The organism is Deltaproteobacteria bacterium (assembly GCA_009930495.1).
Lineage (GTDB): Bacteria > Desulfobacterota > Desulfovibrionia > Desulfovibrionales > Desulfomicrobiaceae > Desulfomicrobium.
The window spans coordinates 1-9,853 of the sequence record RZYB01000105.1; the positions used below are offsets into that span (position 1 = coordinate 1).

Sequence of the window (9,853 nt, forward strand, 5' to 3'; positions counted from 1 at the left end):
ATGTCCACGCGGCCGAAATTGGCGCCCAGGGCCAGGGCGTCCAGGGCCACGGATTGCCAGAACGCGGATTTGAACGTGAAATTGATGAAGCCCGGGCCGGCGATGTCGATGCGTTCCAGCTCCGGACAGGCCGCTTCCAGTTCAGCCTTGATGACCTCGGCCAGGGCGCGCGGGTTCTGGCCCTTTTCCTTGGGCATGACCATGGCGATATTGGTGGCCATGTCCCCGTGCTGTTCGCTTTTCGGGGCTTCGATGGTCGTCTTGGCTGGCAGGTCCAGACCGCGCGCGGCCATGAGGGCGGTCAGTTTGTCGGCGATATAGGTTCTGGCTTTCATGACAGGAGTTCCTCCACCTGGGCGGCGTGTTCGAGAGTGCTAATGGATACGGATTTCACGCCGTCCTTGTCCTTCAATATCTGGCCGACCATGCGCGACAGGGCGCCCTTGGGGCCAAGCTCGGCGAAGGTGCGCAGACCGCTGGCGTACTGGTTTTCGATGGTCTGGGTCCAGAGCACGGACGAGGTCATCTGACGCTTCATGATGTCCTTGATGGCCGCGCCGGTCGTCTCGGTGTGGGCCGTGACGTTGAGGTAGATCGGGATTTTGGGGTCGCGCCAGTCCAGTTTGTCCATGTAGCGGGCCAGTTCCGCGCCGGCCTCGGCCATGTAGGGGGAATGGAAGGCGTTGCTGACCGGCAGGACCATGGCCCGGCCCTTGAGGGGCTCCGCGCTGGCGCAGACGACGTCCACGGCCTGGGCGTGGCCGCTGATCACGAATTGGGCCGGAGTATTGTAGTTGGCGATGCGGATTTCCCGACCGGTCTGGACGGCGGCCGCCGCGACAAGTCCTTCGACCTTGGCTTGATCGAGCTTGAGGATGGCGGCCATGCGACCGTCCTGGTTGGTGGCCTCGTCCATGAGCTTGCCACGCAGGCAGACCAGCTCCAGCATCTGGTCCACGGACAGGACCGAGACCGCGCACAGGGCCGCGTATTCGCCCAGGCTGTGCCCGGCCACGGCCGCTGGTTCGATTTTTGACGCCACGAAACGCCACAGGGCGATATTGACAACGGCCAGGGCGGGTTGCAGATTCCGCGTCACGGCCATGGCCGTCTCGTCGCTGTCCCAATATATTTCGCGCAGCGGCAGGCCGCTCAGGGCTTCCGCTTTTTTCCACAGATCCATGGCCTCGGACCACTGCTCGGCCACGTCCCGACCCATCCCGGGTTCCTGGGAACCCTGGCCGGGAAATACGATGCTTATACCTTGCATGAAACCTCCAACATTTGAGCTGCGCTGCTTGTATCCGTAGCCTCCATGCAGGTAAAGGGGTGAAATCCCCCTTCGCCGCATACCGGAAAACCGCATGAATCACATTCCCATTGAATCCGAAGTGAACGATCTGGCCCGCGCCTTGGGCCGTGCCTTGCGAGACGAAGAATGCCACCTGCTGACCATGTATCTGGGCCTTTTGGTCAAATGGAACGCGCGCATGAATCTCGTCGGACCGTCAACCTGGGCCGACGTGCTGACAACCCTGATCCAGGATTCCTGGCATCTGGCCGATCTGCTGGCCGATCTCGAACCGCCGCGTGAAACGTTGGATCTGGGCGCTGGCGCCGGATTGCCGGGAATCCCGCTGCGGGTGTTTTGGCGGGAAGGCGAGTATTTCCTGGTGGAGCCAAGGCAAAAGCGGGCCATTTTCATGGAGCAGGCCGTGGTTTCCATGGGATTGCCCCGGACCAGGGTGCTGTGCGCCCGCATGGAGAACCTGCCCCCGGCGCGACGCGCGGCGGACCTGATCGTCAGCCGGGCCTTCAAACCCTGGCGGGCATTGCTGACCGAGGTGAGCGGCTATCTGGCTCCGGGTGGCCGGGTTCTGATCATGAGCAACGACGCCCGCCCCGACGGGACGGTTGACGGTTATGCTCTGGAAACCACGCGCGAATATGCGGTGGCGGGAAAAAAACGGTATCTCTGGTTATTGTCGCTTGTCCGGGAAGACTTCTGAAAGGTGCGGCATGAGGAGCTTGGTGGCCACCTTGTCCACTTCCTCGGCCAAGTCCATGAACCGTTCCAGATATTCCAGGATTTCCATTTTGCGGTCCTCGGCGGAATAGCCATAGTCTTCCTCCAGACGACCGGAGGTGAGGTATTCCTCGAATTCGTTCAAGAACTTTTCGTTGAGCATGTGACCTCCCCGGGGTGATGGCGTGGTCCTGAACCCCACGCCGGTATAAAACGGACGAAAAAGAGGGCCTCAGCGGCGTGCTGAGACCCTCTTTTCTGTTCGTGGTGCCGAAGGGGAGACTCGAACTCCCATGGGGGAACCCCCACTAGACCCTGAACCTAGCGTGTCTACCAATTCCACCACTTCGGCTCGGCATGAAGAAACTTCAGTATGCGACATGGACGCGCTTGGCAAGTTCTATTTCATTTCAGGCCGGAGCGTGGACCTGGCAGCAAGGAGTCGACATCGAAGTAATGGCCGCGCACGCACTGCGTGTAGGCGGTCACGTCGGCGGCGGCAATGGCCTCGTACATGGTCCGATGCTTTTCGACCTGCTGCGGGAGCAACGACGCCGCGTGGTCATAGTGCACGGCGATGTATGACCAATAGTAGTTTCCCAGCGCGTTCCAGGCCTTGAGCAGGGACTCGCTGTGCGCGCCCTTCATGATGGTCAAATGGAAGGCCATGTCGTGCTTGCGCATGTTTTTGGTGTCGTTTTTTTCGACGCAGAGGGCCATGTTCTCGACGCAGCTCTTGAGAAACGCCAGGTCCAGGAATCGGGATTGATGCTTGACGATGCTCCAGCGCACCGCCAATGCCTCGATTTCCGTGCGCACCTCGTAATAATCGGTCAACTGTTCCTTGCTTAATGTCCGGATGCGGGTGCCCTTGTAGGGCTCGGTTTCCAAGACTCCCTGGGCAATGAGGTCGCGGATGGCTTCGCGTACCGCGCCCTGGCTGATGGAGAGTTCCCGGGCGAGCTTGGATTCGACGATCTTGTCTCCCGGAGCCAGATCGCCCTTGAGGATGGTCTCCATGAGATATTCGGCGACGTCGTCCCGCAGGACGCGCCGTTTCAGCAGGCCTTTATGCTCCATGATGATGTTCCCAGCGCGATGGAAGTTGATAAAAAATAGACTGGCCTCTTTTACTGGCGGTCAAAACGACCCGCCGCGCCCAGAAAGGCCTCGATGGCGTGCGTCACTTCTTCGTCGGGGCTGTGCAACGTGGCGATGGCAACATATTCGCCATGACGGTAATCCGTGCGCGCGATATGGCAGGGCAGAAGCAGCGGCAGTGGTTTGGTGGGCAAGCTGAACAAGGCGTGGAATTCGTTTCCGAGCATGGCCTCGTCCAGCGCTTCGGTCAAAACGATCTGCATGGCGGTGATGGAAATACTGACGATGACTCCCGTGCCATAAGTTCGGCCCGTGGGGGTCTGGGTGGAGACGACCACGGGAATGGAGCATTTTTTACGCGGCCCCTGACGTTTTTCGTCGGGAATGGGGAGGGACGTTTCACAGTTCAGAACATGCTCGGCGAGAAGTCCCTCGATCAGGGACGAAACGGTTTTGTTTTCGGTCCGGCAGATGGCCTTGAGCTTGGCGAAAGTGGCCTCGTCGGTTCGAAAGGAAATTTTGGTGTTTTTTCTGGCGGCGTGATGTGTGTTCTGTTCCATGAGGTGCACCGTTCGAAGGAGTGGGTGGATAAAGGCGAGGACAGGTTGCTGGCGTCCAAATTGATCGACAATCTTTTTTTCCACAATTCACGAGCTCTTTCAACGATCATTTTTGGTGAAGATCGGAAGTGCTGCGTTCCTAGTTTTCTGGGTGCATACAACAAAAAAGGGATCCACCACAAGGGGATCCCGGTTTTTTCTGGTGCGCCCGGCAAGATTCGAACTTGCGACCGACTGATTCGAAGTCAGGCACTCTATCCAACTGAGCTACGGGCGCGGCGCGGAATGACGCTCTATTGCCGCTTACACGCGAAGTCAAGCAGGGGAAAAAGTACCGTCGGAAGGTGATTGGACGCGGCCCGTGACCGTTTCGAGAAAACACGCCCGTCGATATGCACGGTCCTTTACCGCTGCCCGGGTCTTGTCTATATGAAGAGAGACACAAAAATCCCTGCCCGAACCATGTCGAGGTCCGCATGAACACATCAGATCTGGTGGAACGATTGAGAAGTGAAATGGGCTATTCCGAAGCCGAAGCCGAGCGCATCGTGGCCGCCCTGGTGGACAGCATCACCGAATCCCTGAGTAGTGGCGACAAAATTTCGTTACCAGGGGTCGGGACCATGGCCGTTGTGGATCGGGCTCCGCGCAAGGGCCGTCATCCACGCAGTGGCGAAGAACTCGATATCCCCGCGGCGCGTGGCGTCAGGTTTTCACCGGCGGCCAAACTCAAGACCGCGGTCATGAGCCTGGATTTCATCACCCGGGATCTTGAATAGCCCCAAAAATTCATGGAGATGAATTGTCGCGCGAAACGTCGAGTCGGCGTTGGCCAGCTTCGCGGTAGGGGAGGGGGCGCGCCGTTTTGGCCTGGACTTCCACGTGATCCTGGGCCATTTCCGGGCTCGTCGTTATTTTTTCCGGAGGATACATGCGTATCGCGTCATCCATGACCGAATTGATTGGCAATACCCCCATGGTGCGCCTCAATCGTTCAACGCCGGGCTGTGTGGCCGACATTGTGCTTAAGCTCGAATTTTTCAACCCACTGGCATCCGTCAAGGACCGCATTGCCTTGAACATGATCGACGAGGCGGAGCGCGCTGGCCTCTTGAGTCGCGGAACGGTGGTTGTGGAACCAACCAGCGGCAACACCGGCGTGGGCTTGGCCTTTGTCTGCGCCGTGCGCGGCTATCATCTTATTTTGACCATGCCCGAATCCATGAGCGTGGAACGGCGCATGCTCCTGGCCGCCCTGGGCGCGGAACTGGTGTTGACTCCGGCGGCCATGGGAATGGCTGGTGCCGTGGCCGAGGCGGAACGAATCCTGGCCTCCCTGGACAACGGCTTCATGCCCGGACAATTCGTCAACCCCGCCAACCCGGCCATGCATGAACGAACCACGGCCGAAGAGATCTGGCGGGACACCGATGGCCAGGTCGATGTCTTTGTCGCGGGCGTGGGCACCGGAGGGACGATTACCGGCGTTGGTCGCGCCCTCAAGCGGCGCAAACCAGGCCTTGTGACCGTGGCCGTTGAACCCTCGGCCTCGCCGCTTCTTGGCGGTGGCACGGCTGGGCCGCATAAAATCCAAGGGATTGGAGCTAATTTTATTCCCACCGTGTTGGATCGCAAGGTTCTGGACCGGATCATCCCGGTCACCAACGAAGACGCCATGAACACGGCCCGCGCCCTGGCCCGGGAGGAGGGGATATTGTGCGGCATTTCCTCGGGAGCCAATGTCTGGGCCGCACGGCAGCTTGCCTGCGAGCCTGAAATGGCGGGCAAGCTCATCGTGACCCAGATTTGCGACACGGGCGAGCGATACCTGTCCACCGAACTTTTTGCCTCGCGGGAGTGAGCATGGGCAAATATCTCAAGGCCGACACTGTCATCACCGAGGTCGTGGAAAGCCTCTGCGCCCCGGAGTCCTACATGGGCGTGTATCACCAGCCGTCCTTTGGATCCCCCATGCCGTCGGTGGAAATGCTGACCGAGGTCGTGGAGCGCTTGCGATCCATTCTTTTCCCTGGATTTTTCAAGGAAACATACATCACGCCGCAAAACATGGCCTATTTTGTGGGTTCCAAACTGGAAAAAGTTCGTCGGGAGCTCACCCAACAGGTGGAGCGGGGGTTTTGCTTCGCCTGCGAAAAGGATCCACGGTCCTGCTCCGTGGAATGCACGGAGCGGGCCGAGCGCCTGGCCAACGAATTTTTGCGGACCTTGCCACGGGTGCGGCATCTGCTGGCCACGGATGTTCAGGCCGCTTTTGCCGGCGATCCGGCGGCCAAAAATCCGGGGGAAACCATTTTTTGCTATCCATCCATCCTGGCCGGGACGAATTATCGCCTCGCCCATGAGCTGCACGCCTTGGGCGTGCCTCTCATCCCGCGCATCATCACCGAAATGGCCCATTCGGCCACGGGCATCGACATCCATCCCGGGGCGACCATTGGCGAGTCCTTTTTTATCGACCACGGCACGGGCACGGTCATTGGCGAAACCTGCGTCATTGGCAAGAATGTCCGTCTTTACCAGGGCGTGACCCTGGGCGCGAAAAGTTTCCCCAAGGAAGATGACGGGCGGCTGGTCAAGGGTATCGCGCGACATCCCATTGTCGAGGACAACGTCACCATCTATTCCGGGGCGACCATCCTCGGCCGGATCACCATTGGCGCGGGAGCGGTCATTGGAGGTAACGTCTGGGTGGTGGACGACGTTCCTCCCGGCACCAAGATCTATCGCAATCTTTAGGCCGCGTGGTTTCCGGTCTTGTCAACGGTCATGTCCCCGTTTATGCCGGGTCTGCGCGTGTAGGCCCTTTTTCTTCAATTATCCCAAGGAGTCCCCATGCTCTGGATTCATCCCCTGCTTCAGCTTGTCGCGACTGGTATTGCTTTTTACGCCCTGCACTTGGGCTGGGTCCGGTTTCGGGCCAATCATTTTGGAATGTCCGGGAAATTTTTGTGGAAGGAGCATGTCAAGTTTGGCAAGACCGCGCACATTCTCTGGATGGCCGGCCTGGTCCTTGGACAGTACGCGGTCAGCACGCAGTGGGAACGCAACGGCATCACGGGCAACCATTATTGGCTTGGACAGTTGATGATGCCCTGCATCGCCGCCGGTTACATCACTGGCGTGATCATGGATCGCACCAAGATGCCGCGTAAATACATGCCGTTGGTCCATGGGGTGTTCAACACCCTGGCCGTGCTTTTGGCGGTGGCCCTGATGGTCACGGGTTCGGTCATTGTCCGGGATTCCTTGCTTTGATCCGATTTGTAAATCACGGCATGTATCCGTTTTTGAGCAAAGCCCTGGACATCCCTGGGAGCGCGGCCATCCTGGCCGCTTTCATGCGGGCGAGACGCCCGCGTTCCCAGGCGTGATATTCGTCTTGAAATAGAAGTGCCATCAGTGGTCGCCGGGGTTCAAATATCCCAAAAAAAAGCCCGTCTTGAGACGGGCTTTTCCTTGAGTACGAACAGGGTTGCTTAGTAACGAGGACGGCGTTCGCGGGGCTGTGCTTCGTTGACCTTCAGGGGGCGACCCTGAAATTCGTTGCCGTTCAGGGCGTCGATGGCCTGTTGGGCACCGGCGTCATCCATTTCCACGAAACCGAACCCGCGTGAACGGCCGGTGGCGCGGTCCTCGATGACCTGGGCGGAAGTCACTTCGCCATACTGGGAGAAAAGGGAACGCAGATCGGCATCGGTTGTCGACCAGGACAAATTTCCAACATAGATGTTCTTGGACAAGACACTCACTCCAAAGAAGAAGGTAAAGAAAAAAACGCGGCTTTTCAAAAGACAGGTCCGCGCCGGAGACCCGGCCGTCTCCCATGAAACGATCGGTCGCCGTGAAGATTCAAGTTTTAGGCGGGGTCTTATGATCTGTCAACGGGTATGACGGCGGCTCATTGGGTGGGCGCGGCCTGGCTCTCGGGCTTGTCTTTGGCCTGGCTGTCGGCGATTTTCTGGACCGTGGTCCCGGCCAGGATGAAGCCCAGGCCGACCACGGTTGACGGTAAAATGGCCTCGCCAAGCAGAAAATGAATGAAGAACAGTGACAAAAATGGGGCCAGATAAATGAGGGCGCTGACCTGGGCCGTGGTGCGGGAGAGTTTGAGAGCACTCATCCACAGCACGAAGGTCACGCCCATCTCGAACACGCCGATATACATCGCCCCAAGCATCCCCGGCCAGTTGGGCTTGAACGTCGCCCCATGAACAACACTCCAGATTCCACTATAAAGTGTTCCCCAGCAAAAATTGACGAAAAGTCGTAAAACCGGGTCCATGCTGTCCTTGACGCCAAGAATCCAGAACAACGCCCAGATGACCGTGCTGCCCATGGCCAGGGAAAAACCAAGTGGGCTGTCGATGCGGAGTTCGGTCAGTTCGCCCTGGGTGCAGATGATCAAGGCGCCGCAGTAACTGAGGCCAATGGCCAGATATCGCAAGCCATGGATGCGTTGTTTGAGCATCGGCACGGACAGGATGGTCATGGTAATGGCCCAGGTGTAGTTGATGACCTGGGCTTCCTGGGCGCGCAGCAGATTGTAGGCCCGCAGCAGGACCAGATAATAGAGAAAAGGATTCAGGGCCCCCAAGAGCAGGGATGGGCGGATGCTGGTCCAGGTCAGGGTTGCGATTTCGCGCAGGCGGCCTTGCGCGGCCAGAATGCCGGCCAGGACCAGACTCGAGGTCAGGCTGGCCACGAAGACGAGGGCTTCCGGACTTTGATGCCGCAGGGACAGCTTAAAAACCGTGGCCACGGTGGACCACAGGCAAACCGCCAGGAGTGCGTGGAAATAGGCTTTTTTTTGATTGTTCATCGATAATTGACCGGATGCGGCGAACATTGCGATTTTTGGAAAATGACGTTACCTGCTAGGCAATTCGATGCGTTGGCATGGGGCGCTGGTGTCGGACAAACACCGATGCCCGTGTTGGGTGTTTGTTGAAACCCACCGCCAGGATGTAGGCATCGAGCCTTCCTTGTTCTGTAGGGAATTTCTTTTGTCAAACGTTTTCAAAAGGATGGAGAACATGCTCAAACGCGCTGCCTTTCTGATTGTCTGCCATGTGTGTTTGGTTGCCGGCAATGCCCTGGCCGGGGAGAAAGTTCTGATCAACGGCATCGACGCCAACTACCCGCCTTTCGCGTATGTTGACCAGAGCGGCAAGCCCAGTGGTTTCGACGTGGACGCAGTGAATTGGATCGCGGCCAAGATGGGTTTCCAGGTCAAGCACATGCCCGTGGACTGGGACGGCATCATTCCCAATCTTCTGGCCAAGAAGATTGACTTCATCTGTTCGGGCATGACCATCACTCCGGAACGGGCCGAAAAGGTCAATTTCACCACGCCGTACTGGGAAGTGAAAAACGTTTTCGTGACCAAGAAAGACTCCGCGCTGAAGGCCGAAGAGATTTATGGAAAAGAATTGACCGTGGGCATGCAGGCCGGCACCTCCGAGGCCAAGTGGATGGAGGAGGAAAAAAAGAAGCAGGGCTGGAAGTTTGAAATCCGCTACTACGACTCCGCCGCCATGGCCATCGAGGACGTGGTCAACGGTCGCATCGACGTGGCCGCCATGAACTATCCCCCGGCCCGCGACGCCGAGCAGAAGAAGCCAGTGCGGATTATCGGCATCTTTGGCGAGGTGGAGCCTTTTGGCGCGGCCGTGCGCAAGGATGACAAGGAACTGCTGGACAAGCTGAATAAAGGCTTCGAGCTACTCAAGGCCGATCCGTACTGGGAAGAACTCATCGCCAAGCATTTGAACAAGTAGTCTCGTTTCCGCGTGAACCCTCGGGAAGGCCTGGAACACTCCGGCCTTCCCGTTTTTTTGCCAGGCCCCGCGCCGAGCTGAGGATTTGTCTCGTTCATGAATGAAATCCTGCCCGTTCTTGTCGATGCCTTGCCCTATATTCTGCAAGGTGCCGCCGTCACCGTTGTCGCGGTGGTCGGCGCCATGTTTTTAGGGCTCTTCATTGGCGTCCCCTTGGCCGTGGGCCAGGTCTACGGACGCGGGCCAATCCGGATCGCGTGCGGCCTGTATGTCTGGTTTTTTCGGGGCGTTCCCATTCTTGTGCTCCTTTTTCTTTTTTATTTCGGTCTGTTCAATTTTCTGGGCTTCAATTTGAGCGCGCTGGCCGC

14 protein-coding genes and 2 tRNA genes are annotated in these 9,853 nt (G+C 58.3%); 7 read left to right on the plus strand and 9 right to left on the minus strand.

The features are described from left to right. Together argS and EOL86_09380 are read right to left on the minus strand one after the other, a co-directional pair. The coding region (gene argS, locus EOL86_09375) for an arginine--tRNA ligase (protein ID NCD25786.1) at positions 1-335 on the minus strand (335 nt) is incomplete at its 3' end. Continuing rightward, positions 332-1,270, minus strand: coding sequence for an ACP S-malonyltransferase (locus EOL86_09380; protein NCD25787.1), 939 nt, complete (start codon positions 1,268-1,270; stop codon positions 332-334). The genes EOL86_09380 and argS, both read right to left, overlap by 4 nt. A gap of 94 nt (positions 1,271-1,364) precedes the next feature. Here EOL86_09380 and EOL86_09385 point away from each other — a divergent pair, with 94 nt between their 5' ends. Continuing rightward, the gene (locus tag EOL86_09385; GenBank protein NCD25788.1) at positions 1,365-2,009 is read left to right on the plus strand and encodes a 16S rRNA (guanine(527)-N(7))-methyltransferase RsmG; all 645 of its coding nucleotides are present in this window, start codon (positions 1,365-1,367) and stop codon (positions 2,007-2,009) included. Here EOL86_09385 and EOL86_09390 read toward each other — a convergent pair. The 5 genes from EOL86_09390 to EOL86_09410 all read right to left on the minus strand — a co-directional run bounded on the left by EOL86_09390 (position 1,980) and on the right by EOL86_09410 (position 3,964). Continuing rightward, positions 1,980-2,189, minus strand: coding sequence for a hypothetical protein (locus EOL86_09390; protein ID NCD25789.1), 210 nt, complete (start codon positions 2,187-2,189; stop codon positions 1,980-1,982). The genes EOL86_09385 and EOL86_09390 overlap by 30 nt on opposite strands. A gap of 102 nt (positions 2,190-2,291) precedes the next feature. Next, positions 2,292-2,378 (minus strand) — tRNA-Leu (locus tag EOL86_09395). Positions 2,379-2,431: 53 nt separating this feature from the next. Further along, positions 2,432-3,106 (minus strand): GntR family transcriptional regulator, encoded by a 675-nt coding sequence (locus tag EOL86_09400; GenBank protein NCD25790.1) that lies wholly within the window; start codon positions 3,104-3,106, stop codon positions 2,432-2,434. Positions 3,107-3,156: 50 nt separating this feature from the next. Then, a complete protein-coding gene (locus EOL86_09405) occupies positions 3,157-3,687 on the minus strand; it encodes a hypothetical protein (GenBank protein NCD25791.1) in 531 nt (176 codons plus the stop codon). 200 nt (positions 3,688-3,887) lie between these two features. Then, positions 3,888-3,964 (minus strand) — tRNA-Arg (locus tag EOL86_09410). Positions 3,965-4,163: 199 nt separating this feature from the next. On the opposite strand from EOL86_09410, the gene EOL86_09415 reads away from it, so the two are divergent. The 4 genes from EOL86_09415 (at position 4,164) to EOL86_09430 (ending at position 6,963) form a co-directional block, all read left to right on the plus strand. Then, positions 4,164-4,466: an HU family DNA-binding protein gene (locus tag EOL86_09415; protein ID NCD25792.1), complete on the plus strand. Its 303-nt coding sequence runs from the start codon at positions 4,164-4,166 to the stop codon at positions 4,464-4,466. 152 nt (positions 4,467-4,618) lie between these two features. Beyond that, positions 4,619-5,548 carry a cysteine synthase A gene (gene cysK / locus EOL86_09420; protein ID NCD25793.1) on the plus strand — a complete coding sequence of 310 codons (930 nt, stop codon included), beginning with the start codon at positions 4,619-4,621 and terminating at the stop codon, positions 5,546-5,548. 2 nt (positions 5,549-5,550) lie between these two features. Next, on the plus strand, positions 5,551-6,444 hold the full coding sequence (locus EOL86_09425) for a serine acetyltransferase (protein NCD25794.1): 894 nt from the start codon (positions 5,551-5,553) through the stop codon (positions 6,442-6,444). A 96-nt stretch (positions 6,445-6,540) separates the two neighbouring features. Next, positions 6,541-6,963: a DUF4079 domain-containing protein gene (locus tag EOL86_09430; GenBank protein ID NCD25795.1), complete on the plus strand. Its 423-nt coding sequence runs from the start codon at positions 6,541-6,543 to the stop codon at positions 6,961-6,963. A 221-nt stretch (positions 6,964-7,184) separates the two neighbouring features. Here EOL86_09430 and EOL86_09435 read toward each other — a convergent pair whose 3' ends face one another. Together EOL86_09435 and EOL86_09440 are read right to left on the minus strand one after the other, a co-directional pair. Next, the gene (locus tag EOL86_09435) at positions 7,185-7,448 is read right to left on the minus strand and encodes an RNA-binding protein (GenBank protein NCD25796.1); all 264 of its coding nucleotides are present in this window, start codon (positions 7,446-7,448) and stop codon (positions 7,185-7,187) included. 158 nt (positions 7,449-7,606) lie between these two features. Continuing rightward, positions 7,607-8,527 carry a DMT family transporter gene (locus EOL86_09440; protein ID NCD25797.1) on the minus strand — a complete coding sequence of 307 codons (921 nt, stop codon included), beginning with the start codon at positions 8,525-8,527 and terminating at the stop codon, positions 7,607-7,609. 214 nt (positions 8,528-8,741) lie between these two features. Between EOL86_09440 and EOL86_09445 the strand changes: the two genes are divergently transcribed. Then, positions 8,742-9,485: an amino acid ABC transporter substrate-binding protein gene (locus tag EOL86_09445; protein ID NCD25798.1), complete on the plus strand. Its 744-nt coding sequence runs from the start codon at positions 8,742-8,744 to the stop codon at positions 9,483-9,485. Positions 9,486-9,581: 96 nt separating this feature from the next. Further along, positions 9,582-9,853: amino acid ABC transporter permease (locus EOL86_09450; protein ID NCD25799.1), on the plus strand; the 272-nt coding region annotated here is incomplete at its 3' end.

Excerpts from the sequence above, each read along its gene's own strand:
- EOL86_09380 (NCD25787.1), bottom strand. The coding sequence starts at position 1,270 with ATGCAAGGTATAAGCATCGTATTTCCCGGCCAGGGTTCCCAGGAACCC.
- EOL86_09385 (NCD25788.1), top strand. The coding sequence starts at position 1,365 with ATGAATCACATTCCCATTGAATCCGAAGTGAACGATCTGGCCCGCGCC.
- EOL86_09390 (NCD25789.1), bottom strand. The coding sequence starts at position 2,189 with ATGCTCAACGAAAAGTTCTTGAACGAATTCGAGGAATACCTCACCTCC.
- EOL86_09400 (NCD25790.1), bottom strand. The coding sequence starts at position 3,106 with ATGGAGCATAAAGGCCTGCTGAAACGGCGCGTCCTGCGGGACGACGTC.
- EOL86_09405 (NCD25791.1), bottom strand. The coding sequence starts at position 3,687 with ATGGAACAGAACACACATCACGCCGCCAGAAAAAACACCAAAATTTCC.
- EOL86_09415 (NCD25792.1), top strand. The coding sequence starts at position 4,164 with ATGAACACATCAGATCTGGTGGAACGATTGAGAAGTGAAATGGGCTAT.
- cysK (NCD25793.1), top strand. The coding sequence starts at position 4,619 with ATGCGTATCGCGTCATCCATGACCGAATTGATTGGCAATACCCCCATG.
- EOL86_09425 (NCD25794.1), top strand. The coding sequence starts at position 5,551 with ATGGGCAAATATCTCAAGGCCGACACTGTCATCACCGAGGTCGTGGAA.
- EOL86_09430 (NCD25795.1), top strand. The coding sequence starts at position 6,541 with ATGCTCTGGATTCATCCCCTGCTTCAGCTTGTCGCGACTGGTATTGCT.
- EOL86_09440 (NCD25797.1), bottom strand. The coding sequence starts at position 8,527 with ATGAACAATCAAAAAAAAGCCTATTTCCACGCACTCCTGGCGGTTTGC.
- EOL86_09445 (NCD25798.1), top strand. The coding sequence starts at position 8,742 with ATGCTCAAACGCGCTGCCTTTCTGATTGTCTGCCATGTGTGTTTGGTT.